The sequence below is a fragment of the Micromonospora sp. NPDC049662 genome (assembly GCF_040675055.1).
GTDB lineage: Bacteria > Actinomycetota > Actinomycetes > Mycobacteriales > Micromonosporaceae > Micromonospora.
Genome location: NZ_JBFAOC010000001.1, coordinates 17647 through 42453, shown reverse-complemented (window position 1 = coordinate 42453; position 24807 = coordinate 17647). Strand labels below are relative to the sequence as shown.

Annotated in this window: 18 protein-coding genes; 15 read left to right on the top strand and 3 right to left on the bottom strand. The window is 69.8% G+C overall.

The annotated features are described in order from the left end of the window. Positions 1–17: 17 nt before the first annotated feature. Positions 18–1013, top strand: a complete 996-nt coding sequence (locus AB0J36_RS00165; protein WP_357392754.1) for a ribonucleotide-diphosphate reductase subunit beta — start codon at positions 18–20, stop codon at positions 1011–1013. A 153-nt stretch (positions 1014–1166) separates the two neighbouring features. Here AB0J36_RS00165 and AB0J36_RS00160 read toward each other — a convergent pair whose 3' ends face one another. Together AB0J36_RS00160 and AB0J36_RS00155 are read right to left on the bottom strand one after the other, a co-directional pair. After that, positions 1167–2975 (bottom strand): family 43 glycosylhydrolase, encoded by a 1809-nt coding sequence (locus AB0J36_RS00160; RefSeq protein ID WP_357172122.1) that lies wholly within the window; start codon positions 2973–2975, stop codon positions 1167–1169. 407 nt (positions 2976–3382) lie between these two features. Beyond that, entirely contained in the window at positions 3383–4153 is a 771-nt protein-coding gene (locus tag AB0J36_RS00155) for a FadR/GntR family transcriptional regulator (protein ID WP_357121266.1), read from the bottom strand. 151 nt (positions 4154–4304) lie between these two features. Here AB0J36_RS00155 and AB0J36_RS00150 point away from each other — a divergent pair, with 151 nt between their 5' ends. The 8 genes from AB0J36_RS00150 to AB0J36_RS00115 all read left to right on the top strand — a co-directional run bounded on the left by AB0J36_RS00150 (position 4305) and on the right by AB0J36_RS00115 (position 12389). Beyond that, the gene (locus AB0J36_RS00150; protein ID WP_357121269.1) at positions 4305–5573 is read left to right on the top strand and encodes an extracellular solute-binding protein; all 1269 of its coding nucleotides are present in this window, start codon (positions 4305–4307) and stop codon (positions 5571–5573) included. Positions 5574–5577: 4 nt separating this feature from the next. Continuing rightward, entirely contained in the window at positions 5578–6558 is a 981-nt protein-coding gene (locus AB0J36_RS00145) for a sugar ABC transporter permease (protein ID WP_357121272.1), read from the top strand. Next, a complete protein-coding gene (locus tag AB0J36_RS00140; RefSeq protein WP_355050068.1) occupies positions 6558–7385 on the top strand; it encodes a carbohydrate ABC transporter permease in 828 nt (275 codons plus the stop codon). Before AB0J36_RS00145 ends, AB0J36_RS00140 begins: the two co-directional genes overlap by 1 nt. 1 nt (position 7386) lies before the next feature. After that, positions 7387–8622 (top strand): mandelate racemase/muconate lactonizing enzyme family protein, encoded by a 1236-nt coding sequence (locus AB0J36_RS00135; protein WP_357121278.1) that lies wholly within the window; start codon positions 7387–7389, stop codon positions 8620–8622. A gap of 137 nt (positions 8623–8759) precedes the next feature. Beyond that, on the top strand, positions 8760–9788 hold the full coding sequence (locus AB0J36_RS00130; protein WP_357392731.1) for an alcohol dehydrogenase catalytic domain-containing protein: 1029 nt from the start codon (positions 8760–8762) through the stop codon (positions 9786–9788). Further along, positions 9785–10546 (top strand): SDR family NAD(P)-dependent oxidoreductase, encoded by a 762-nt coding sequence (locus tag AB0J36_RS00125; RefSeq protein ID WP_357392732.1) that lies wholly within the window; start codon positions 9785–9787, stop codon positions 10544–10546. Before AB0J36_RS00130 ends, AB0J36_RS00125 begins: the two co-directional genes overlap by 4 nt. Then, positions 10543–11421 (top strand): amidohydrolase family protein, encoded by an 879-nt coding sequence (locus tag AB0J36_RS00120; RefSeq protein WP_357392733.1) that lies wholly within the window; start codon positions 10543–10545, stop codon positions 11419–11421. Before AB0J36_RS00125 ends, AB0J36_RS00120 begins: the two co-directional genes overlap by 4 nt. Then, complete coding sequence (locus tag AB0J36_RS00115) at positions 11418–12389, top strand: aldo/keto reductase (RefSeq protein WP_357172124.1); 972 nt, start codon at positions 11418–11420, stop codon at positions 12387–12389. Before AB0J36_RS00120 ends, AB0J36_RS00115 begins: the two co-directional genes overlap by 4 nt. 84 nt (positions 12390–12473) lie before the next feature. Here the strand turns inward: AB0J36_RS00115 and AB0J36_RS00110 are convergent, their stop codons facing one another. Further along, positions 12474–16034: a ThuA domain-containing protein gene (locus AB0J36_RS00110; protein ID WP_357121293.1), complete on the bottom strand. Its 3561-nt coding sequence runs from the start codon at positions 16032–16034 to the stop codon at positions 12474–12476. 524 nt (positions 16035–16558) lie between these two features. On the opposite strand from AB0J36_RS00110, the gene AB0J36_RS00105 reads away from it, so the two are divergent. The 6 genes from AB0J36_RS00105 to AB0J36_RS00080 all read left to right on the top strand — a co-directional run bounded on the left by AB0J36_RS00105 (position 16559) and on the right by AB0J36_RS00080 (position 24557). Beyond that, complete coding sequence (locus AB0J36_RS00105; RefSeq protein WP_357172125.1) at positions 16559–18076, top strand: sugar ABC transporter ATP-binding protein; 1518 nt, start codon at positions 16559–16561, stop codon at positions 18074–18076. Continuing rightward, positions 18073–19047: an ABC transporter permease gene (locus tag AB0J36_RS00100; RefSeq protein WP_357121299.1), complete on the top strand. Its 975-nt coding sequence runs from the start codon at positions 18073–18075 to the stop codon at positions 19045–19047. The genes AB0J36_RS00105 and AB0J36_RS00100 overlap by 4 nt, the downstream gene beginning before the upstream one ends. 2 nt (positions 19048–19049) lie before the next feature. Beyond that, positions 19050–20027, top strand: a complete 978-nt coding sequence (locus AB0J36_RS00095) for an ABC transporter permease (RefSeq protein ID WP_357392734.1) — start codon at positions 19050–19052, stop codon at positions 20025–20027. Between the two features lie 10 nt (positions 20028–20037). After that, the gene (locus AB0J36_RS00090) at positions 20038–21228 is read left to right on the top strand and encodes a substrate-binding domain-containing protein (RefSeq protein WP_357121305.1); all 1191 of its coding nucleotides are present in this window, start codon (positions 20038–20040) and stop codon (positions 21226–21228) included. A 6-nt stretch (positions 21229–21234) separates the two neighbouring features. Further along, positions 21235–22086, top strand: a complete 852-nt coding sequence (locus AB0J36_RS00085) for a sugar phosphate isomerase/epimerase family protein (RefSeq protein WP_363659787.1) — start codon at positions 21235–21237, stop codon at positions 22084–22086. A 74-nt stretch (positions 22087–22160) separates the two neighbouring features. Continuing rightward, entirely contained in the window at positions 22161–24557 is a 2397-nt protein-coding gene (locus AB0J36_RS00080; protein WP_363659785.1) for an RICIN domain-containing protein, read from the top strand. Positions 24558–24807: the final 250 nt, after the last annotated feature.

Genomic DNA, 24807 nt, shown 5'->3' with positions numbered 1-24807 from the left:
ACGCGAGGACCACGCACATGCTGCTCAACCCCGGGATGGACCTGACTCTCCGTCCGATGCGCTACCCGCACTTCTTTGACCGGTTCCGGGACGCCATCCGCAACACGTGGACGGTCGAGGAGGTCGACCTGCACGCCGACCTCGCCGACCTGGACCGTCTGTCGCCGGCCGAGCGGCACCTGGTCAGCCGCCTCGTCGCGTTCTTCGCCACCGGCGACACGATCGTCGCCAACAACCTCGTGCTCAACCTGTACCAGCACGTCAACAGCCCCGAAGGTCGGCTCTACCTGTCGCGGCAGCTGTTCGAGGAGGCCGTGCACGTCCAGTTCTACCTGAACCTGCTCGACACGTACGTGCCCGACGAGACCGAGCGGTTCGCAGCCTTCGCCGCCATCGAGAACATCCCGTCGATCCGTCGCAAGGCCGAGTTCTGCTTCCGCTGGATCGACTCCCTGCACGACCTGCGGGAGCTGCGTACCCGCGAGGACCGGCGGACCTTCCTGCTCAACCTGATCTGTTTCGCCGCGTGCATCGAGGGGTTGTTCTTCTACGGCGCGTTCGCGTACGTCTACTTCCTGCGCTCCCGTGGCCTGCTGCACGGGCTGGCGTCGGGGACCAACTGGGTGTTCCGCGACGAGTCCATGCACATGGCGTTCGCGTTCGACGTCGTCGAGACCGTACGCGCCGAGGAGCCCGATCTGTTCGACGACGACCTGGCCGACCAGGTCCGCCGGATGCTCACCGAGGCGGTCGAGTGCGAGGTCCAGTTCGCCGAGGACCTGGTGGGCCAGGGGGTGCCCGGCCTCACCCTGGCGGACATGCGCCAGTACCTGCAGCACGTCGCCGACCGCCGGCTCGCCCAGCTCGGGATCGCGCCGCACTACGGGTCGGCCAACCCGTTCGCCTTCATGGAGTTGCAGGACGTGCAGGAGCTGTCCAACTTCTTCGAGCGGCGGGTGTCGGCGTACCAGGTCGGGGTGACCGGCACGGTCGCCTTCGACGACGACTTCTAGAACCCCCACCCCACCCCCGGCCCCGCCCCGTCGATCATGAAGTTGTTGCTCCCCTATCGGCGTATCGGGGGCATTGACTTCATGATCGACGTCGGCGGCGGACGGGTGTGGGGATGGGGTGGGGGTGTTTTTGGGGGTGGGAACCCGGGGGAGTTAGGCGGGGGTGCAGGTGGGGGTGGTGGTCGGAGGGCTGGTTGAGGTGGTGGAGCTGAGGTAGCCGGCGGTGGTCGAGGTTCCGGGCGCGAGCTGGCCGTTGTAGGCGGCGTTCGCGACGGTCACCTGGCTACCCGACTGGGTGAGGGTGCCGTTCCAGACCTGGGAGACCGTCTGCCCGCTGGCGAGCGTCCAGGTGACCCGCCAGCCGTTGAGCGCCGACGATCCGGAGTTGGTGACTGTCAGCCGTCCCTCGAACCCGCCCTGCCAGGTGTTCACCACGGCGTTGGTGACCGCGCAGGACGTCCCGGCCGGGCTCGTCGGCGTGGGAGTGGTCGTGGGCGTCGGGATGGGCGTCGGCGTCGGGTCCGCGGTCGGACTCGGCGTCGGGGTGGGCGTCGGAGTGGGCGTGGTGCCGTTGGCCTGGAACTGCCACCAGTTGAGGTTGAACAGGGTGCCGCTGCCGCCCGTGAACCGCAGGTACAGGTCCTGGGTGCCGGTGGCGCCGGAGACCGGGCAGGAGACGGTCTGCCACGTCTGCCACGCACCGGTGCCGGGTACCGCGCAGCTGCCCACCCGGGTGCCGGTGGGGCTACCGAGGCGCAGTTCGATGGTGCCGCCCGACGTCGCCGAGGCGACCCGCGCGGAGAAGGACGTCGCGCCCGTACCGAAGCCGACGCCCTTGACCTTGATGTAGTCCCCGTTCTCGATCCACCCGACGTTCATCCCGCCCTCGCTGGCCGGCTCGGTCTCGATGCCGGAGCCCCAGGCGATGGTCTCGGCCTCCTGCCGCACGTACGGGTTCAGCGTGCCGATCTGCGGCGCGCCCGTCGTGGTCATGTTGATCGTCGGGATGGTGCCGTTGGTGTTGTACGTGAACTTCTCCACGGCCACCGAACGGGTGTAACCGCCACCGCCCGGCAGCGCCCCGTTGTGGTAGAAGAAGTACGAGCCGCCGTTGAAGTCGATGACTCCCGGGTGGTTGGTGAAGCTCGCGCCCTGGCGGGGCATGACCGTGCCGCGATAGGTCCATGGGCCGGTCGGGCCGGTGGCGGTCGAATATCCGATGAACTCGGAGCAGCACTCCGCCGCGAACACGTTGTAGTAGGTGCCGTTGCGCTTGTAGACCCAGGGGCCCTCCTCGTAGAGGGTGGGCCGGCTCGCGTTGCCGCTGCGGGCGCCGAACCCGGCGGTGGTGAGCGGGATCTTGGTGGCGCTGCCGCTGTAGGAGATCATGTCGGCGTTCAGCCGGACGTACCACAGGTTCGGGTTGCCCCAGTACAGGTACGCCTGACCGTCGTCGTCGATGAAGACCGTGGGGTCGATCTCGCCGTTGCCCACCAGGGGGCGGCCGATGGCGTCCCGGAACGGCCCGGTGGGGCTGTCGGCGACCGCGACGCCGATGGCCATCGAGTTGGTCGCTCGGGCGGTGACCGGCACGTACCAGTAGAACTTGCCGTTGCGGGCGACGACCTGGCCGGCCCACGCGTTGGCGCTCGCCCAGCTGAAGGTGGCGAGGCTCAGTGGCGAGCCGTGGTCGGTCCAGTTGACCATGTCGGCGGACGACCACACCCGCCAGTCCTTCATCGTGAAGTACGAGGAGCCGTCCTCGTCGTGGCCGGTGTAGAGGTAGACGCGTCCGTTGTGGACCAGGGGCGCCGGGTCGGCGGTGTAGATGTGCTGGACGATGGGGTTGTCCGCGCGGGCGGCCGTGGCCGGCATCAGCGTCGAGACGAGCAGCAGGCTCGTGAGCCAGGCGAGACCGCGCCGGAGCCGGGTCGTGGTCCGTGGTGGCGGTGTGGGGTGCATCGGTACCTCCAGGGTGGGTCACGACGGGCGGGCGGCCCGCCGCGTGCGCTGGCGGCGTGTCGCGGGTGTCGTCGCGGGTCGCTCGGGTGGGGCGGCGGCGGTGCCGCGAGCACGGCAGGAGGGGATCGGGTGTCCACCCTGGCTCCCGCGTGCGGCGGCCCGCCGTACGTCGACGGCGGTGGTCAACGTCCCTGAGGGGAGGCCCGGTCACCCACCAGCGGGCGTTGGTCATGCACTACTCCATCGACCTCGGTGGATCGAGTGGAGCGGTGAAGCGTGCCCTTCGCCTCTGCGGCCCGAGGGTAGTCTGTTATCGCTAACATTCTCAAGCGATGGATGGACCTGGATTTCGCTCCGGCCTCACGGACGGGGCGGCGTGGGGGCCGCACCAGGGGTCGGTGGAGCGGTCAGCGCTGCAACCGGGTGGGGCTCCCCGGTCCGCTGCGGCGTACGAGCCACGCCTCCGTGATGTGCGTGAACATCGCCTGCGCGGCGCCGTCCGGGTCGTGGGCGGCGATGCGCTCGTAGATGCGCCGGTGCCCCTGGTTCGACGCCACGCACATGGCCCGCTCAGGCTGACCCATGTACCGGGCGGTGTTGACGACCTGACTCTCCAGGGACCGGACGACACCCCGGGCGATGCGGTTTCCGGACGCCTGCATGACCGTGTCGTGGAAGGCGCGGTCGTGCTCCTGGTAGGTGACGTGGTCGTCGACCAGCTCGTCCATGCGGTCCACCAGGGCGCGTAGCCGGTCGATCGCCGCCTCGTCGGCGAGGCGGGCCGCCACGTTGGCCATGTCGGACTCCAGCACCCGGCGGGTGACCACCAGGTCGTCCAGGATCGCCAGGGTGTCGTCCTCGGCGATGGTCGCCGCGAGGACGAGTTCGTCGAGCATGTCCCACGACGAGGGTGGGGTGACGAGCGTTCCGCTGCCCTGGCGGACCTGCACGAGCCCCTTCTCCTGCAGGATCTTCACCGCTTCCCGGATGACGGTGCGGCTCACCGAGAAGGTCTCGCAGAGCACCGGCTCGGGGGGCAGTGGCGTGCCCGAGGGGTGTGCTCCCTGGACGATGCGGGTCACCAACTCGGCCGTGATCGCCTGGGCCAGATTCGTCGGGCGACGCGTCCAGTTCGGTGTCGCCGTGCCGTTGACGGCCGACTGGTTCGATGTCGTCACGTTCACCTCCGCGTGGCCGCGGGAGCGGGCCCACAAGTCCGCCCCAGTGTACGGGCAACCGTTGACGTCAGACGTCATACGAGTTACGTTCTCGTCAATCTTGCATCGACGGCCGGCGTCTCGGCCACTCCCCATATGAAGGTGAGCAACGATGAAGCAACGAGCAGTGTGGTCCGCGGTCCTCGTTGCAGGGCTGGCCCTGACAGGCTGTGGAAGCGCGACAGGTTCGGGTTCATCGTCCGAAGGCTCGGACAAGAAGCTGGTCGTCTGGGACTGGAAGTCCGGCGAGGCCAGCTCCGCCCAGTACGTGGAGAAGGCCAAGGCCGACTTCGCCAAGAAGCACAAGGACGTCAAGGTCGAGTTCGTCGCCCAGCCGTTCGAGGAGTACTACACGCTGTTGGGCGCGGCCCTCCAGTCGGGCAAGGGGCCGGACGTCATCCTGTTCAACGGTGGCGGCCAGATCCGCGACCGGGTGGCCTCGCTCCAGCCGCTCGACGAGTACGTCGGCGAGGACCGGCAGCGGCTGGCCGGCTGGGAGGCGTTCGCGAAGGACGGCAAGACGTACGCCTCTCCGGTGACGCTGCAGGGCCACCCGATCTACTACAACAAGACGCTCTACGAGAAGGCCGGTCTCGACCCGGCGAAGCCCGCCACGACCTGGCAGGAGTTCGTCGCCAACTGCGGTGTCATCACCAAGCAGACCGGCGCCAAGTGCTTCTCCGTCGGCAACAAGGAGGGCTACGGCATCCAGTTCTTCCTGTCGGCCATGGCATCGGGCGTGCTGACCCCGCAGGAATACGACAACTGGATCGCCGGCAAGCGCGACTGGAAGTCGCCGAACGTCAAGCGGCTCTTCGAGCTGTGGAAGGAGACCGGCACCGCCAAGCTGAACAACGACGGCGCGAACTCCACCGCCCTGTTCAACGACGCGTTCGCCGTGTTCCAGTCCGGCAAGGCCGCCCACATGATCGGCCTCATGTCCGACATCGGGCACTGGAAGGACTTCAACGAGTTCATCACGCCGGAGAAGCTGGGCGTGATGATGGCCCCGACGGTGACCAGCGGCGTGACCCCCAGCCTGCCGTACGACGGCGGCATCGGGTACGCGGTCGCCAAGTGGACCAAGGACCCGAAGGTGGCCGCCGACCTGGTGCGCTCGCTGAGCTCCACCGAGGCGCTGAAGGCGTTCTACGCCAACGCCGGCGCGATCACCGCGGACACGACGATCGACGTGTCGGCGAGTGGGCCGGCCGTCACCACGATCGTCTCCGCGCTCAAGACCGGCAAGCCGGCGGTGCACGTGGCGCTCTCCTCGAAGTCGCTCGACCTGATGGGCCGCCTCTCGCAGCAGTTGCTCAGCGGCTCGATCAGCGTGGACGAGGTCGTGAAGCAGATGGCCGCCTCGGACACGGCGGGCTGATCTCGTGACGATCGGCAAGTCGCTCCCGTCGGTCCGCTCGGCTTCGGCCGGGCGGGCCGGCGGGGTCCCGCCCTCCGCACCGCCGCCTCGCGACCGCGCCGTCTCGCGGCGCGCCGCCGGCGGCCGACGCGCCGAGCAACTGGCGCCCTTCGTGCTGGTCGCCCCGGCCGTCCTGATCCTCGTGCTGCTGCGGCTGTACCCGCTCGCGCTCGGTGTCAACTTCTCCTTCACCGGCGACGGCGACCGCGACGGGGCGATGGTCGGCTTCGACAACTACGTCCACCTGCTCCAGGATCCGCTGTTCCAGCAGGCGCTGCGCAACGTGGGACTGCTGGTCCTGCTCCTGCCGGTGGCGGTGGCCATTCCGGGTCTACTCGCCACGTTCATCTACCTGCGCGTGCCGGGGCACCGGTTCTACCGCAGCGTCTACTTCTTCCCGGCCGTGCTGTCCCCGGTCATCGTCGGCGCGATCTTCAATCTGCTGCTCTCGTTTGACGGTCCTGTCAACGTTGTCCTGTCCACGGTGGGCATCGGGCCGGTGGACTGGCTCGGTGATCCGGACGTCGCCATGTTCGCGGTCGTCGGTGTGCACGTGTGGGCGACCTTCGGAATGGCCCTGGTCGTCTTCCTCGCGGGCTTCGCGACCCTGGACGCGGCCCTGCTGGACGCCGCGAGGGTGGACGGCGCGTCCCTGGCCCAGGTGATCTGGCACGTGATCATCCCCAGCCTGACCCGCACCATCCAGTTCGTCTTCGTGACCACGATGATCGGGATGCTGACGTCCATGTTCGGCCTGCTCTACGTCATGACCAGTGGCGGTCCGGAGGGCTCGACCTACCTGCCGGAGTACTACATCTGGATCCAACAGGGGCGGATGAACCGACCGGCCCTCGCGTCGGCCGCGTCCACCGTTCTGTTCGTCATCATGCTCGTCGTCGGGCTGCTACAGCTCAAGCTGCTCCGACGCGCGGGGAGGGAGGACTGATGTCCCGCGTCCGACTGGGCAGATGGTTGCTCGTGATCCCGATGGGGCTCCTCGCGGTCGCGACGATCTACCCCCTCCTGTTCACGGCGAACGTCGCCATGAAGACCCGCCGGGAGTACATCCTCGACCGCTTCGGGCTGGCGGACTCCCTGCACTTCGAGAACATCACCAAGGCGTGGACCAGCGTCGGCATGGGCCGGTACACCGCCAACTCGATCCTCGTGGTGGGTTGCGCGGTGTTCCTGCTGCTGCTGTTCGGGTCGATGGCCGGCTTCGCGCTGAGCCAACTGCGCTTCCGGGGCTCGACGGCGCTGTTCATCGGCTGCCTCGCGGCGCTCTTCATCCCCTTCCAGGTGATCATGGTGCCGCTGGCCCGGGTGATGGCCGACAGCGGTCTGGTCGACACGTACCCGGGGCTGATCCTGGCGTACGTCGCGCAGTTCCTGCCCTTCACGGTCTTCCTGATGACCAGCTACTACCGCACCATCCCGGCGGAGATCGTCGACGCGGCCCGGATCGACGGCAACACCGTGTACGGCGTCTACCGGCGGATCATGCTGCCGCTGGGCGCTCCGGCGCTGCTGTCCGTGGGCATCCTCAACACGCTGTTCTGCTGGAACGACGTGCTCATCTCGCTGCTGCTGATGCCGTCGGCCGACCACCGGACCCTCATGGTCGGGGTGACCTCGCTGCGGGGGCAGTACTCCGAGGACATTCCCACCTTCGCCTCCGGGGTGCTCATCGCCGCGATCCCGGTCCTGGCGGTCTACCTGTTCCTTCAGCGCCAGATCGCCGACGGCGTCGCCGCTGGTTCCACGAAAGGCTGACATGCGCATCACCGGGTATCGAACCCTGACGACGGTCCAGGAGTGGGGCCGACCCGTCGGCGACGCCAACGGCGTGTTCCCCGACGGCGTGACGACACTGCCGATCACCATCGTCGAGACCGACGAGGGGATCGACGGCATCGGCCTCGGGCCGCACGTGGAGATCGACAAGATCTTCCCGGCCATCGAAGGGGAAGATCCCCGCGCGGTGTCCACCCTGTACGACCGGATGCTGCGGCAGACGTTCAAGGCCGGGCACGCCGGCCTGGTGTTCGGGACGATCGGCGCGCTGGACACCGCCCTGTGGGATATCAAGGCGAAGATCGCCGGCGAGCCGCTCTGGCGCCTGCTCGGCGGGCGGGACCGGCGCGTTCCCGCGTACGCCTCCGGTCTCGACATCGGGCTGACCGACGACGAACTGGTCGCGGAGTACGAGGTCTATGCCGGGTACGGCCTGCGGGCCGCCAAGCTCAAGGGCGGTCTCGACATCGAGCGGGACCGCCACCGGCTCGGCCTGGTCCGGGAGGTGCTGACCGAGGCCGGTCACGGCCGACGGCCGGGCCTGATGCTCGACGTCAACGAGGCGTGGTCGCGCAAGCAGGCCGTGCGCCACGTGGCCGAGTTGGAACGTACCCTCGATCTGATCTGGATCGAGGAGCCGGTCCGCCGCTGGGACGCCGAGGGCCTGGCCGCCGTGGGGCGGGGCGTACGGGCCTCGATCGCCACCGGTGAGAACCTCACCGGGCTGGAGCAGTACCGGCCGCTGATCGCGGCGGGCGCGGTCGACATCGTGCAGACGGCCGCGGTCTGGGGGGTCACCCACTTCCTGCGGGTGGCGGCGCTGGCGCACGCCAACGACCTACCGGTCAGCCCCATCGGCAACATCCCCGTCGGTCTCCTGCACGCCGCGACCTCGGTGCCCAACCACCTGGTCAGCGAGTTGCAGGATCTCCGACCACCGACGGGTATCGGCCTCGACCTGCACGTCGAGGACGGCGCGTTCGTCCTGGGTGAGACACCCGGCCTCGGGGTACGGGTGGACGAGGCGGCGATCGCGGCCGCCGGACACCGTCCGGGCACTCCGACCGCCGACAGCCCGAACGTCCGTCCGGAGCGAGCCGGCAAGCGGCTGCTCGCCGTGGCCGAGCACCCGGTCGCCGCCGTGCCGGCCGGGGTCGAGGCCCTGCTCGTCGACGCGGTCACGTCCCCGAACGACGTGGCGCCGCTGCGGCACTGAGCCGGCACGGACCGTATCCGCACTGGACCGCAATTGGTCGGATGATTACCGTGTCCGTGGCGCCGACACCGCGGACGCGGCTCCGGCCGCCCTGTCACCCGCACCGTACGTACCAACCACGTCGAGACGGAGCAGCAGTGAAGGCAGTTGTCTACAAGGGAGCACGGGACCTCGGGATCGAGGACCGCGCACCGGAACCGCCGGGCCCCGGCCAGGTACGGATCGCGGTGGCGTACACCGGGATCTGCGGTACGGACCTGCACATCTTCCACGGCGACATGGACGCCCGGGTCGGCGCGTCGGCGGTCCTGGGACACGAGATGTCGGGGCGCGTCGCCGCGGTCGGCGACGGCGTGACCGATCTGCGGGTCGGGCAGCCCGTCACCGTGATGCCCACGCGCGCCTGCGGGCAGTGCCCGGCGTGCCGTCGTGGCCACTCGCACATCTGTCACGCGATGGACTTCCTCGGCATCGACTCGCCCGGCGCGATGCAGTCGTCCTGGACGGTGCCGGCCGACCTGGTGCTGCCGCTCCCCGACGAACTGCCGTTGGACCGCGCGGCGCTCGTCGAGCCCGTCGCCGTGGCGGTGCACGACGTCGGCCGGGCACAGGTGGCGTCCGGCGAGCACGTGGTCGTCGTCGGCGGGGGCCCGGTGGGCGTCCTCATCGCCGCCGTCGCCCGTGAGCGGGGGGCCCAGGTCCTGCTCGTCGAACCGGACGGTTTCCGGCGCGGAGTCGCGTCGGGCATCGGCATCGAGGCCGTCGACCCGGGGCCGACCGACGTGGTGGCGCTGGTCAACGAACGGACCGGCGGCGCGGGCGCGGACGTCGCGTTCGAGGTGTCCGGTTCGGCCGCCGGCGTCGGCACGGCGGTGGACGTGCTGACCACCCGGGGCCGGCTGGTGATGGTGGCGATCCACCCGCAGCCACGTCCGGTGAACCTGCACCGCTTCTTCTGGCGGGAACTGGAGTTGCTGGGCGCGCGGCTGTACCGGCGCGAGGATGTCGTCGAGGCGATCCGGCTGGTGGCGGCGGGCGTCATCCCGGCCCAGGAGCTGATCTCCCGGGTGCTCCCGGTGGCCGGCGTCACGGACGCGTTCACGGCCCTGGAGTCCGGCGGAGGTGTCATGAAGGTGCTGCTCGACTGGCGGGAGGAGGAGCGATGAGCGTCCTGTTCGACCTGACCGGACGGACCGCCCTGGTAACCGGGGCCCGGCGGGGGATCGGCCTGGCGATGGCCGAGGCCCTGGCGTTGGCCGGCGCGGACATCATCGGGGTGTCGGCGCAGTTGGAGCCGGAGGGCAGTGAGGTCCAACGGCGCGTCGAGGCCGCCGGTCGCCGGTTCACCGCCATCCGGACCGACCTGGGCGACCGGGCCGCGGTGTACCGGCTGGCCGAGGAGGCCGAGGCGGTCGCGCCGGTGGACATCCTGGTGAACAACGGCGGCACGATCGCCCGGGCGCCGGCCGTGGAGCACCCCGACGAGATGTGGGACCGGGTAATGCAGGTCAACCTGTCCAGCCAGTTCGTGCTGACCCGGGAGATCGGCCGGCGGATGGTCGACCGGGGCCACGGCAAGGTCATCTTCACCGCCTCGCTGCTGAGCTTCCAGGGCGGCATCAACGTCGCGAGCTACACGGCGGCCAAGTCCGGCCTCGCCGGGCTGACCAAGGCGCTGTCCAACGAGTGGGCCGGACACGGCGTCAACGTCAACGCGATAGCGCCCGGGTACATCGCCACCGACAACACCCAGGCGCTGCGCGACGACCCGGTACGCAACGACGCCATCCTGGGTCGGATCCCGGCCGGCCGGTGGGGACGCGCCGACGACCTGGCCGGCGCCACCGTGTTCCTGGCCGCCAGCGCGTCGGACTACGTGCACGGCACCGTCCTGCCCGTCGACGGCGGATGGTTGGGCCGATGACCGGGCCCACGCCGACCGGGCGTCCCGGCATCATCGACGCGCACCACCACCTCTGGGTCCGCGCCCGGCACCCGCAACCGTGGATCGACCCGGACACGATGGCGGCCATCGACAACGACTTCACCCCGGCGGATCTCGCTCCGGCGGCGCGGGCCGCCGGGGTCACCGAGACCGTCGTCGTGCAGTCCATCGCCTCCGTGGCGGAGACGGAACACCTGTTGGGCATCGCGGCCGACGATCCCCTCATCGGCGGCGTCGTCGGCTGGGTCAACCTCGCCGCCGACGACATCGACGAGCGCCTCGACCGGCTGCGCGCCGCCCGCGGCGGGGAGCGGCTGGTCGCCATCCGCCACCTGGTCCAGTCCGAGCCCGACCCGGCGTACCTCGACCGGCGCGACGTCCGGCGGGGCATCGCGGCCGTCGGGGCCGCCGGTCTCGCCTACGACCTGCTGGTCCGCGACCATCAACTGCCGGCGGCCACGCGGCTCGTCCGGGACCTGCCCGAGGTGTCGTTCGTCCTGGACCACCTCGCCAAGCCGTCGCTCGGCAGGGGAGACCTGGGCGACTGGCCCGCCAACCTGCGGGCGCTCGCCGCCGAGCCGAATATCACCGCGAAGCTCTCCGGCCTGGTGACCGAGGTGGACGGCTCGTCCTGGTCCGCTGCCGACCTGCGCCCCGCCATCGACCACGCGCTCGACGCGTTCGGACCGCACCGGCTCATGTTCGGCTCCGACTGGCCGGTGTGCCTGCTCGCCAGCTCCTACACCCGGTGGGTCGGCGTCCTCGCCGATCTGCTGGAACCGCTCGCCGACGCGGAGCAGGCGTCGATCTGGCGGGAGACCGCCGCCCGCGCGTACGGGCTGGGGGAGCCGTGACGGGCCGGGAGCTGCCCCGGCGACCGGGGGTACGCCTCACCACGCTGGGCTTCGGCGCGGCGCAGGGCGGCAACCTGTACCGGGGGACGTCGGACGAGGAGTTCGCGGCGGCCGTCGACACCGCCTGGGACGCCGGCATCCGGTACTTCGACACCGCGCCGCACTACGGTCTCGGCCTGTCCGAGCGGCGGTTGGGGGCGGCGCTGCGGTCTCGGCCCCGCGACGAGTACGTGGTGTCGACGAAGGTCGGGCGGCTGCTCGTACCCTCGCCCGAGGGCGCGCGGGACCGCGACCCCGAGGGGTTCGACGTGCCGGCCGACCACCGGCGGGTCTGGGACTTCAGCCGCGACGGCGTCCTGCGGTCGTTGGAGGCCAGCCTGGACCGCACCGGCCTGGACCGCGTGGACGTCGTCTACCTGCACGACCCGGACGAGCACTGGGAGCAGGCGGCGACCGAGGCGGTACCGGCCCTGGTCGAGCTGCGTGACCAGGGGGTCGTCGGCGCGATCGGCGCCGGCATGAACCAGTCGGCGATGCTGGCCCGCTTCGTCCAGGAGACCGACATCGACGTGGTGATGTGCGCCGGCCGCTACACCCTGCTCGAACAGGGCGCGGCCGACGACCTGCTGCCGGCCGCGCAGGCCGCGGGGGTGGGCGTGGTGATCGCCGGGGTCTACAACTCCGGGCTGCTGGCCCGTGACCAGCCGCCGGCCGACGCGACCTACAACTACCAGCAGGCGCCGCCCGAGGTGATCGAACGGGCCCGCCGGATCGCGGCGGTCTGCCAGGAGCACGGCGTCACGCTGCCCCAGGCGGCGCTGGCGTTCGTCCGCCGGCACCCGGTGGTGGTCTCGACGGTGGTCGGCCTGCGGGACGAGGCCCAGGTGACCGAGACCCTGCGCCGCTTCGACGCGGACGTCCCGGAGCGGCTGTGGGTGGCGCTGCGCGACGCCGGACTGCTCCGCTGACGGCGCGGCGCTGAAAAGCCGGAGCGCCGGCCACCCGTCGTCAGGAGCGGGTGGCCGGCGCTTCGTTCGCGCCAGGTCCGGTGATCAGACCTGGGTGAACCGCCACTGCTGGTTGGCGGCGCTGTGACAGCCCCACTGCAGCAGGCGGGCCCCGTCAGCGGTCGAGGCGCCGTTGACGTCCAGGCAGAGCCCGCTCAGCGCGCTCTTGACCGTGTAGACCCCGGTGGTGCCGGTCGCCGTCACGGTGAACTTCTGTTGGTTGGAGTTGTTGCAGGTGGTGTGTTGCAGGAAGGCGCCCTGTGCGGTCGAGCCGCCGACGACGTCGAGGCACTTACCGCTGTGCACCGCCTTGAGGTAGACGGCGCCGCCGCCGGCGTCCACCGCCTGCCACTTCTGGTTGTTGCCCCCGGTGGCCGCCCACTGCACGACCTGGGCGCCGTCGGCGGTGGAGACCCCGCTGACGTCCATCAGCTTGCCGCTGTGCTGGGCCGTGAGGGTCCAGGTCTTCCCGGCCACGCCACCGGTACCCGGGTCGCTGCCGCCGGGCACCCCCACGCCGTTGCCGCCGAAGGTGAAGGCGTCGAGGTCGAACCAGTTGGACGAGCTGCCCTTGAACACCATGTAGAGGGTGTGCGTCCCGGACAGGGCCGCGACGCTCGTCGCCGCCGTGGACTGGTAGTTGTCCCAGCCGCCGGTGCTGGGCACCGACGTGGTGGCCAGCAGGGTGCCGGTCGGCGAGTCGGCCCGCAGCTCGATGCTTCCGCCGCCGCTGGGCGAGGACAGCCGGTAGCTGACGGTGCTGATGTTCGACAGGCTCATCGGGTTGAACGCTACCCAGTCGTTGTTGGAGATGTCACCGACGCGCTTACCGCTCTCCGCGGCGCTCTGGTCGACGACCCGGATGCCCGACTGGCTGCTGAAATACTCGGCCTGCTTGTGCTTCGGCTGCAGGATCGCCTGCGCGTAGCCGGTCAGCGGCGAGCCGCCACCCGAGCCGCCGTTGTCGGTGTAGCGGGCGTTGAGCACGTAGTACAGGTTCGCGCCCTCGGGGTGCCCACCGAGCAGGTCGGTGGAGATGGTCCCCGAACAGCCCGGGTACTCGGTGGTCTCGTGGGCGTGGTCGTCGTGGCCGAGGGCCGGGTTGACGAACACCTTGGTGCAGTCGATGGCCGCGCCGCCGGGGTCGGAGACACTGACCGTGTACGAGACCTTGTCGCCGAAGTTCAGCATGCCGCCGTTGGGCGGCACGTTGATGGTGACCACCGGGGCGGTGTTGCCGACGGTGATCTGCACGTTGGCGAAGCCGGTCTTGCCGGTGTTGTCGGTGACCTTCAGCTGTGCGGTGTAGTCGCCGTTGGTCGTGTAGGTGTGTGTCGGGTTGGCTGCCGTGGACGTACCACCGTCACCGAAGGTCCACTGGTAGCTGAGGGTGTTGCCAGGGTCCGGGTCGTTTGTGCCGGCGCTGCTGAACTGGACGGTCAGCGGGGCGCTGCCGCTGGTCGGCGTGCCGACGGCCTTCGCGATCGGTGACCGGCCGCCCTGGATGTAGTCGATCCGGTAGAGCCCGGAGTCGTTGTTGCCGCCGCCGAAGTTCGAGCCCCACTCCAGCAGGTACAGCGAACCGTCGGGGCCGAACTCCATGTCCATGGGCTTGTTGAAGTTGCCGCCGGGCAGGAAGGGGTTGGTCCGGGTGACCGCCGTCGAGGAGTCGAAGTGGACCTCCTTGACGTAGTTGCGGGCCCACTCGTAGAAGAAGTGCACGCCGTCGTAGTACGGCGGGAACTTCGTCGCCGACGGGTTGTTCGCGTTGTACCGGTACACCGGGCCGCCCATCGGGGCCGACCCGCCGGAGCCCAGCTCGGGGAAGGTCGTCGAGGCCGGGTAGCCGTACCAGATGTTCGGCGAGACGACCGGCTTGAGGTTGACCAGGCCGGTGTTGTTGGGCGAGTTGTTGACCGGCGCGCTGCAGTTGAACTTCGCCCCGACCACACCGGTGTCCGGGTTGAACGGCGCGTACGGCTGGTTGTTGCCGTGGCAGAACGGCCAGCCGTAGTTGCCGGCCGTCTTGATCACGTTCAGCTCGACGAGACCCTCCGGGCCGCGGTTGGTCGTCGGCGGGTTGCGGTCCGGCCCGTAGTCGGCCAGGTAGACCCAGCCGGTGACCGGGTCGATCGAGAAGCGGAACGGGTTGCGGAAGCCCATGGCGTACACCTCGGGCTTGGTCTGCGCCGTGCCCTGGGGGTAGAGGTTGCCCGTCGGGATGGTGTACCCGCCGCTGGCCGAGGGCTTGATGCGCAGCAGCTTGCCCCGCAGGTCGTTGGTGTTACCGGCGGAGCGGGCGGCGTCCAGGTTGGACTTGCCCGAGCGCCAGTCCAGCGGGGCGTACCCCTGCCAGTTGGGGTCGAGGTTGGGCGGCGTGTCGTCGCCGGTGCCGATGTAGAGGTTGCCGTCCGGGCCGAAGTCGATGTAGCCGCCGGTGTGTCCGGGCTCCGCGAAGGTCCGGTCCCGGTACGCGGGGATGTCGATGATCCGGGCCTCGGTGGACAGGTTGAGCGTGTCACCGGAGAGCGTGTAGCGGGACACCCGGTTGACGTCGGTCGAGCTGCTCGCGGGTGAGTGGTACAGGTAGACGTATCCGTTGCTGGCGAATGCGGGGTCTATCGCGACGCCGGTGAGGCCGTCCTCACCGCCGGTGTAGACGCTCAGCGTGGCGGCGGTGACGGTGCTGTTCGTGCTCGGCTTGAAGATCTTGACCTGGCCACCCCGCTGGACGTACAGGACGCGACCGTCCGGCAGCACGGACAGCGCCATCGGGTCCGCGGTGTTGTCGTCGAGCGTGCGCTTCTCGAAGTTGCCCCAGACGGTGCCGCCGCAGTCGCCGGGCAGGTTGCCGGCGGCCCACTTGATGCCGCCCAGGACGTGGTTGCGGAAGTAGGTCTCGCTGTAGGAGTCGATGGCGTGGCCCATCGCGGTGGCCCACACCCGTCCGCCACCGGTGTTGCGGCACCACGAGATCGGGTGGTCCGGGCCCATCGCCCGCGAGCCCGGGTTGTACGTGCGCTCGTCGGCGGTCACCAGGACGTGCACGTTGCCGCGCGGGTTGGAGTCGAAGTTGTACCACTCCTCGCTGCGGCTCCAGCGGTCCGGCAGGCCGACCGTCGAGGGGTGCTGCTTGTCGGCGACGATGGCGGTGCCGGCGAGGACTCCGGGGGAGTGCTCGGGCATGTGGGCGCCGCCGTTCATCATCTGGTCCCACCACGGGTACTCAGACTCGATGCCCATGTCGGTGGCGTTGTGCACGCCCACGATGCCCTTGCCACTGGCGAGGTAGCCCTCGATGGCTTGGCGCTGGGAGGCCGAGGTCCAGACCATGCCGGAGGTCTGGAGCATGATGACGACGTCGAAGGTGGCGAGGTTGGCGGCCGTGAAGACGCTCGCGTCCTCGGTCGCCACCACCTCGAAGTTGTTCGCGGCGGCCTGCTGCTGGATCATCGAGATCCCGGCCGGGATCGAGTCGTGCCGGTAGCCGGCGGTCTTGGTGAACAACAGGGCGCGGAACGCCGGGGCGGCCGACGCTGGCGGGGCCAGGCCGAGGGCCACCAACAGGCCGACGATCAATCCAATGATCATTGTGGGGCGACGCATGCCGTCTCCTAGGTTTGGGCGGGCAACTGGCGATTGCGAGCACGGGCCGACAGCGCGTCAGGTCGTGCCTGGGCGCGCGAGAGCCACGGGTGTGCTGGTCGCGGTCGTCGTGCCGTACGCCGAGACGGCAGTCAGCCCCGCTGGATGTCACACAGCGTGATGTGGGCTGTGATCTCGTCCATGGTCTGCGAGGTCAGGATGAATCATCCATTGAGGACTGTCAATATAACGTCGAGCGTCTGATGTTACCCCCGGGTAGGGGTAGTCGGGCCTGACCGGTCCATGCCCGCACTCGTGCCGATCGAGTGCTGGGCCTGGCTGTCGCCGCAGATCGAGGATTGCGGACCCGCATCCAAACATCTATCTTCATACGTGTGATGTTTCCTCGATGTCAAGGAAATGTTTGCACCATAAAAACGCAAGTTCTTCAGCAAGCTGCGAAAGTGCGTCACTCAGCGCGTCGAACGGCCTACCGGCGGCTGTGCTGACCTCGTCGATGACTACTATCTGTAAGGGCTATCGGGATGTCAGATCCACCACCGGCACCGCTGCTGGCCCTGCGGGGCATCGGCAAGTCGTTCCTCGGTGTACGCGTCCTCGAGGGCGTCGACCTCGACGTCGCGCCGGGCGAGGTGCACGCCGTCGTCGGTGAGAACGGCGCCGGCAAGTCGACGCTCATGAAGATCGTCTCGGGCGGGTACGCCCCGGACGAGGGCACCGTCGAGTTCGCCGGCCAACCGCGCGCGTTCCACGGCCCCCGTGATGCCCAGCGCGCCGGCGTCGGCATCATCCACCAGGAATTCAACCTGCTGCCCGAGCGCACCGTCGCGGAGAACGTCTACCTGGGCCACGAACCGGTCCGGCGTGGATTGGTGGACCGCCGCGCGATGCTCGACCGCACCCGCGACCTGCTCACCTCGATCGGCGAGACCGCCCTGCCGGCCGACGCCCGGGTCGGGCGGCTCGGCGTCGCCCAGCAGCAGGTCGTCGAGATCGCCAAGGCGCTCGCCCTGGACGCGCGACTGCTCATCATGGACGAGCCGACGGCGGCCCTCGCGGACCAGGAGGTCGAACTGCTCTACGGGCTGGTACGCCGCCTCCAGGAGCGCGGGATCGGTCTGCTGTACGTGTCGCACCGGCTCACCGAGGTCTTCGACCTGTCCAGCCGGATCACCGTGCTCAAGGACGGTCGCCGGGTGACCACGGTGGACACCGCGAGCACGACCGCCGACGAGCTGGTCCGGCACATGGTCGGCCGCGAGCTGTCCAGCTACTACCCCGAGCGGGCCGGTCCCGACGACCGTGGGCCGGTCCGGCTCACCGTCCGCGACGGGGGTAACCGCAAGCTGCGGGGAGTGGACCTCGAGCTGCGCGCCGGCGAGGTGCTCGGCGTCGGCGGCCTACAGGGGTCCGGACGATCCGCGCTCGCTCGGGCGCTCTTCGGCGTGGCGCCGTTCACGACCGGCGCCGTCGAGTTGGACGGCGAACCGGTGCGGCTGCGCTCGCCGCGCGCCGCCATGCGGGCCGGCATCGCGTACGTCACCGAGGACCGCAAGGGCGAGGGCATCGTGGCACGGCAATCGGTGCTCGACAACGCGCTGCTGGCCAGCCGGGCCGCCTTCGCGACACGGTCCGGTCGCGCCGCCCGCACGGCACGGGTACGCGAGCTGCTCGCCGCCGTGGAGGTCCGCTCGGCCGGCGACGACCAGGAGATCCGCTTCCTCTCCGGCGGCAACCAGCAGAAGGTGGTGCTGGCCCGCTGGCTGGCGCTGAGCCCGCGCATCCTGATCTTCGACGAGCCGACCCGGGGCATCGACGTGGGGGCGAAGTCCGCCATCCACGACCTCGTCCGCCGCCTCGCCAGCGACGGCGCGGCGGTGCTGATGATCTCGTCGGAGCTGCCGGAGCTGCTCGGTATGAGCGACCGGATCGTCGTCCTGCGCGACGGTCGGATCGCGGGCGAGCTGCCCGCCGGCGCGACCGAGGAGGACGTCGTCGCCCTGGCCGTCGGCACCACCACCGTCCGGGAGGCTGTCTCATGACCGCCCTGTCGCTGCGTCCCGCCCGCCGTGCCGTGCCGGGCGTGTACGTGGCCCTTGCCCTCACCCTCGTGGTCGGCTGGCTGATCGTCATGCTCGACGGTGGTCAGCTCTTCAACCAGTCGACGACGGTGAGCCTGCTGCACGTCGCCGCCGGCCTCGGGCTCGTCGCCGTCGGGCAGACCCTGGTCATCCTCGGTGGGTCGCTCGACCTCTCCGTGGCGTTCGTGATCAGCCTCAGCACCCTGGTGGCGGCCGAGGCGATGAACGGCAGCGACGGCGCCCTGCTTCCGGCGATCGGGCTGGCGCTCGCGGTCAGCGCCGGCGTCGGACTGCTCAACGGGCTGCTCGTCACCAAGCTGCGGATCAACGCGTTCATCGCGACCCTCGGCGTCGGACTGCTGCTCAAGGGCTACCTCGACAACGGCTACGACGGCCCGGCCGGCGAGAGCGCGCCCGCTCTCGTCCGGACGCTCGGCTACCAGCGGGTCGGCCCGGTGCCGGTGTCCTTCCTGCTGCTGCTCGCGGTGACCGCGGCGGCCTGGTTCGTCCTCTCGCGTACCCGGTTCGGCCACCACCTGGTGGCCGTCGGGGGTGATCCGGAGGTCGCCCGGCTCTCCGGCGTCCGCAACGACCGGGTCCTCGTCACGGCCCACGTGCTGTGTTCCCTCTGTGCCGGGCTGGCCGGCGTCTACCTGGCCAGCCGGCTCGGCTCCGGCGCCCCGCGGGTGGGCACCGAGGGGCTCTACGACCTGGAGTCCATCGCCGCGGTGGTCCTCGGTGGCACCGCCCTCGCGGGCGGGCGCGGGGGCGTCCTCGGCACGATCGGCGGCGTGCTGCTGCTCGCCAGCATCGACGCGGTCTTCAACCAGCTCGAGGTCGACGCGTTCTTCAAGCAGGTGATCCGTGGCGTGATCATCATCGCCGCGGTCGCCGTCTACGCCCGACGGGCCATGCGAAAGGCGGGGTCCTGACCATGCGGGTCGCCGAGCGCCGTCCGCTCACCCTCCGGATCCGCCCCGACGGGATCGCGCCGATCGCCGCGCTCCTGGCGGTGCTGCTGATCATCATCGCGTTCGTGCAACCCGACTTCCTCGCCCCCGGGTCGCTGATGTCGTTCCTGGGTCGCTCCGCGCCGATCATCCTGCTCGCCGCCGGTCAGTACTTCGTGATCGTCAGCGGGGAGTTCGACCTCTCGGTGGGCTCCCTGGTCACGGCGCAGGTCGTCGTGGCTGCCCGCCTCATCGACAGCGACCCGTCGCGCACCTGGCCGGTGGTCGCGTTGCTGCTCGTCGGTGGCGCGTTCGTCGGGCTGGTCAACGGTCTGGTCACCACGGTGCTGCGGGTGCCCTCCTTCATCACCACCCTGGGCATGTTCCTGATCCTCGTCGGCGCCGTCTACCTGTGGTCCGACGGCGCACCGAAGGGCGGCCTCTCCGAGGAGTTCCGTCGGTTCGGTCGACGGGCCATCGAGGACGTGCCGCTGCTCGGCCGGATCCCGTACGCGCTGCTCGTGCTGGTGGTCGTCGCCGCGATCGCCGTGGTGCTGACCCGCTCGGACTTCGGCCGCACGCTCGTCGCCGTCGGGGACAATCCGCGCACCGCCGAGTTGAGCGGCGTACGCGTCGGTCTCACCAAGACGATCGCGTTCGTGCTGAGCGGTGTCGCGGCGGCGGTCGCGGCGATCCTGCTCGGCGGGTACAGCGGTGTGTCGTTCCAGGCCGGAGTCGGCCTGGAGTTCGCCGCGATCACCGCCGTCGTGCTCGGCGGGGTCGCCCTCGGCGGCGGTCGCGGCTCGGTCGTCGGGGCGATGCTCGGCGCACTGACCCTCGAGACGCTCTTCGCGCTGATGAACTTCACCGGCGTCTCCGGTGCCCTCAGATCGACCGTCCAAGGCTTGATCATCCTGCTCGCCGTGGCGGTCTCGGCTTCGCGTTCCTCCTCCTCAAGATAAAGGTGATTCGATGAGACGATCCATGACCGCCCTGGCTGCGGCCGGTGTGCTGACGCTGGCCGCCGCCGGATGCGCCACCGACGAGCCGACCGCGTCCCCGTCCGGCAGCGCGTCCGCCGCCGCGGGGTCCGGCACCGGGGAGCAGTCCAAGTTCTTCGTGCAGGCCGACTACGACAACGAGCTGGCCCTGCTCGACGCCGCCCCGACGGGCCCGGCGGACAAGCCGTGGGAGCAGGTGCTCAACCCGAAGATGGTGGACACCGCCAAGTTCAAGAAGGCCGGTCCGCACAAGATCTGCTTCTCGAACGCGGCGCTGAACAACCCGTGGCGGCAGGTCGGCTTCAAGACCATGCAGGCCGAGGTCGAGGCGCAGAAGTCCCGCATCAGCGAGTTCGTGCACGTCGACGCCGAGGGCAAGGACCAGAAGCAGATCGCCGACATCAACGATCTGCTCGGCAAGAGCTGCGACGCGCTCATCGTGTCGCCGAACACCACCGCCACACTCACCCCGGCCGTCGAGGCCGCCTGCAAGGCCGGCCTGCCGGTGGTCGTCTTCGACCGGGGCGTCAACACGACCTGCCCGGTGACGTTCATCAACCCGGTGGGTGGCTACGGCTTCGGCCACGTCGGCGCGGAGTTCGTCAGCCAGAAGATGAAGCCCGGCGGCAAGCTGCTGGCGCTGCGCATCCTGCCCGGGGTCGACGTGTTGGAGACCCGCTGGTCGGCCGCGAAGATCGCGCTGGACAAGGCGAAGGTCGACGTCGTGGGCGTGGAGTTCACCGACGGCGACCCCGCCAAGACCAAGAAGATCGTGAACGACTACATCCAGCGGTACGGCACGATCGACGGGGTCTGGATGGACGCCGGAGCGGTCGCCGTGGCGGCGGTCGAGGCGTTCCAGGACGCCGGCAAGCCCGTACCGCCGATTAACGGCGAGGACCAGCTCGACTTCCTGAAGCTCTGGAAGGACAAGCAGCTCACCGCCATCGCGCCGACCTACCCGACGTACCAGTGGCGGACGCCGATCGTCGCCGCGCTGGACATCCTCGACGGCAAGCAGGTGTCCAGCCCGTGGAAGCTGCCGCAGCCCACGATCACCCAGGACAACCTGGACCAGTACCTCGACGCGAGCATGCCGCCGCTGCACTACGCGATGTGCGGCTGCCGTGACCTGCCCGGCTACCCCCAGCGCTGGAAGTAGGTTGCGGTGTACGCCATTGGCGTCAACCCCTGGGTGTGGGCCTCGCCGGTCGACGACGAGGCCCTCGCCCGGTTGATCCCGCGGATCGCCTCGTTCGGGTTCGACGCGGTCGAACTGCCGATCGAGCAGCCCGGCGACTGGGATCCCGTCCGCACGCGGGACCTGCTGGCCGAGCACGGTCTCGCCGCGGCCGGGGTCTGCGCGGTCACCCCGCCCGGGCGGGATCTGGTGGACGCCCCGCCGGCCGTCGTCGAGTCGACCGTCGCGTACCTCATGGGGTGTGTGGCGAGCGCGGCGGCGGTCGGCGCGCCCTGCGTCGGCGGTCCGGTGTACGCGGCCGTCGGGCGTACCTGGCGGATGTCGGCGGCGGCCCGCGCGGCCTGCTACGCCGACTTCCGGCGGGCGCTCGCGCCGGTCGCCGACCGGGCCGGCGAGTGTGGCGTGAGCATCGGTGTCGAGGCGCTGAATCGCTACGAGACGAGCGTGCTCAACACCGTCGAGCAGACGATCGAGGCGATCGACGGCCTGCCGTCGAGCGTCGGCATCATGATCGATACGTACCACATGAACATCGAGGAGGCAGACCCCTACGCGGCCCTCGCGCTGGCCGGTCCGCACATCAAGCACGTCCAGGTCAGCGGCACCGATCGGGGCGCTCCCGGCGCGGACCACTTCGACTGGCCGCGCTTCTTCTCCGTCCTGCGGGGCACCGGCTACCGGGGCGCGGTCTGCATCGAGTCGTTCACGGCCGACAACGCCACCATCGCCACCGCGGCGTCGATCTGGCGGCCCCTGGCCCCCACCCAGGACCGCCTCGCCGTCGACGGCCTGCACCACCTCCGCAAGGTCGTCGCCTGACCGGGCGTCGGCACGCCCATGTTGTTAGCGCTAACCCCACCACCCCACCTCTACCCCCCCCAGGAGACCGTCCAGTGTCCGTCTCATCCATCGCCGTGGCGCGCCGGCTCCTCGCCGGCGCCACCACGGCGGCACTGACCGCAATGGTCGCCGTCACCGCCGCGGCCACACCGGCCGCCGCGGCGACCACCACCCTCTACGCGTCCCCGTCCGGCGGCGGGAGCACCTGCTCCGCCAGCCAGCCGTGCTCGCTTGCCGGCGCGCAGGCCGCCGTCCGGACGCTCAACAGCTCCATGTCCGGCGACATCGTCGTGGAACTGGCCGACGGCGTGTACCGGCTCACCTCGCCGCTGCGGCTGACCGCCGCCGACTCCGGCACCAACGGCTACCAGGTGATCTGGCGGGCGGCCGCCTCGGCCCACCCGACGATCAGCGGCGCGCGGGCGGTCACCGGCTGGTCGCTTGTCGACTCCGCGAAGAACATCTGGCGAGCCAGCGTCCCCACCGGGCTGGACAGCCGCCAGCTCTACGTCAACGGCGCCATCGCCACCCGGGCGCGTACCGCCGTCAACCGCGCCGACTTCACCTTCACCACGACCGGCATGCGGTTCAGCAACAGCGCGTTGAGCTACCTGAACAACGTCGGTAACCAGAGCCGGGTCGAGGTGGAGAGCGTCGGCTCGTTCACCGACCGGTACTCGCCCGTGCAGAGCATCAGCGGGAACTTCCTGACGATGCAGCAGCCGGCCTGGAACAACAACACGTTCGGCTTCGACACCCTGTCCCGTCCGCACCGGGCCGGCCCGTTCTACCTGACCAACGCGTACGAGTTCCTCGACTCGGCGGGGGAGTGGTATCTCAACCCGGGCAGCGGGCAGCTCAACTACATCCCGCTCGCCGGGCAGAACATGAACAGCGTCAGCGTGGAGCTGCCGCAGCTCCAGTCGCTGGTCAACGTGGGCGGCACGTACGACGCGCCCGCGCACCACATCTCGTTCAGCGGCGTCACCTTCACCGGTACGAGCTGGCTCGGCCCGAGCAGCAGCAACGGCTTCGCCGACCAGCAGACCGGCGCGCACATCGTCGGCACCTGGGCCCGCCCGTCCGACGCGTTGACCTCCTGCCAGGAGGGCTGCCCGCTGTTCGAGGCCACCCGGCCGAGCTGGGCCCAGATGCCCGCCGCCGTGCAGGTGTCGGCCGCCAACACCATCTCCTTCAGCGACTCCCAGTTCGTCAACCTGGGTCAGACGGCCATCGGCATCGGCAACGACGCCAACGCCCACGCGAGCGGTGTCGGCCTGGGTACCAGCAACATCACGGTCACCCGTTCCGAGATCGCCCGCAACTCGGCCGGCGGCATCGTGGTCGGCGGCGTGCGCGCCGACGCCCACCACCCCGGCGACCAGCGGATGGTCAACCGGAACGTCACCATCAGCAACAACCGGGTGCACGACCTGGGCGTGGAGTACCGGGGCGTGGTGTCGATCCTGACCACCTACGTCAGCACCTCGTTGGTCTCGCAGAACGAGGTCTACAACATGCCGTACACCGGGCTGTCCGTCGGCTACGGCTGGGGCGCCAACGACGCCGGTGGCAGCCAGCACTACGCCAACCGGGGCCTCTACAACTACCAGCCGCGCTACTCCACGGCCACGACCGCGTCGAACAACCAGGTCATCGGCAACTACGTGCACGACGTGATGCAGCAGATGACCGACGGCGGGTGCATCTACACGCTCTCGGCGAACCCGGGCGGGACCATCAACCAGAACTACTGCCTGCGAACCAACGGCTGGTTCGGGCTCTACTTCGACGAGGGCTCGCGCTACTACACCGCCCGCAACAACGTGTTCTCCTCCACCGGCACCTGGGCCACCGCGAACTACTACTACGCGGAGAACATGGGCAACTTCACCGTCACCAACAACTGGTCGACCAACGGCAGCACCAACGTGACGAACGGCGACCGGGGCAACGTGGTCAACAGCAACGTCACGGTCTCCAACGGAAACTGGCCGTCGGGCGCGCAGTCCGTGATCGCGGCGGCCGGCGTCCAGGGCGGCGGCAGCACCAACCCGCAGAGTGGGCAGATCGTGGGCGTCCAGTCGGGTCGCTGCGCCGAGATCGGCGGATCCGTCACCACCAACGGCACGCAGGCCCAGCTCTGGGACTGCATTAGCGGAGCCACCAACCAGCGGTGGACGGTGACCGCAAGCCGGCAGCTCATGGTGTACGGCAACAAGTGCCTGGACGCCTCCGGTGCCGGCACCGCCAACGGCACCAAGGTGGTGATCTGGGACTGCAACGGCCAGGCCAACCAGCAGTGGAACGTCAACGCCAACGGCACGATCACCGGCGTGCAGTCGGGCCTCTGCCTGGACGCGAACGGCGCCGCAACGGCGAACGGCACGAAGCTCATCCTCTGGTCGTGCAACGGCGGCACCAACCAGCAGTGGCAGTTGCGTAGCTGAGGCGGGCTCGCCCCGACCGGCCGTACCCCGGCCGTCTGCGGCGGGAATGGGCCCCGTCGGTCATCCGTGACCGACGGGGCCTGCGCCTGCCCTGGTGGGTCCGCTCGCCGATACGTCGAGACATGGAAGTAGTTGAATTCGACGAAACGGCTCCGTAATATGACCGGCGTCTGCTGTTAACGCTAACAGTGGTCGCGCACACGACGGTGCCCGCCTCATCCGGGTTGCCGTCCCCCGTGGATGGCACTAC

Bases quoted from the DNA above. Each gene is read 5' to 3' on its own strand.
- AB0J36_RS00100 (WP_357121299.1), top strand. From the start codon at position 18,073: ATGACCGCCCTGTCGCTGCGTCCCGCCCGCCGTGCCGTGCCGGGCGTG.
- AB0J36_RS00140 (WP_355050068.1), top strand. From the start codon at position 6,558: ATGTCCCGCGTCCGACTGGGCAGATGGTTGCTCGTGATCCCGATGGGG.
- AB0J36_RS00090 (WP_357121305.1), top strand. From the start codon at position 20,038: ATGAGACGATCCATGACCGCCCTGGCTGCGGCCGGTGTGCTGACGCTG.
- AB0J36_RS00105 (WP_357172125.1), top strand. From the start codon at position 16,559: ATGTCAGATCCACCACCGGCACCGCTGCTGGCCCTGCGGGGCATCGGC.
- AB0J36_RS00135 (WP_357121278.1), top strand. From the start codon at position 7,387: ATGCGCATCACCGGGTATCGAACCCTGACGACGGTCCAGGAGTGGGGC.
- AB0J36_RS00125 (WP_357392732.1), top strand. From the start codon at position 9,785: ATGAGCGTCCTGTTCGACCTGACCGGACGGACCGCCCTGGTAACCGGG.
- AB0J36_RS00150 (WP_357121269.1), top strand. From the start codon at position 4,305: ATGAAGCAACGAGCAGTGTGGTCCGCGGTCCTCGTTGCAGGGCTGGCC.
- AB0J36_RS00120 (WP_357392733.1), top strand. From the start codon at position 10,543: ATGACCGGGCCCACGCCGACCGGGCGTCCCGGCATCATCGACGCGCAC.
- AB0J36_RS00095 (WP_357392734.1), top strand. From the start codon at position 19,050: ATGCGGGTCGCCGAGCGCCGTCCGCTCACCCTCCGGATCCGCCCCGAC.
- AB0J36_RS00160 (WP_357172122.1), bottom strand. From the start codon at position 2,975: ATGCACCCCACACCGCCACCACGGACCACGACCCGGCTCCGGCGCGGT.
- AB0J36_RS00165 (WP_357392754.1), top strand. From the start codon at position 18: ATGCTGCTCAACCCCGGGATGGACCTGACTCTCCGTCCGATGCGCTAC.
- AB0J36_RS00110 (WP_357121293.1), bottom strand. From the start codon at position 16,034: ATGCGTCGCCCCACAATGATCATTGGATTGATCGTCGGCCTGTTGGTG.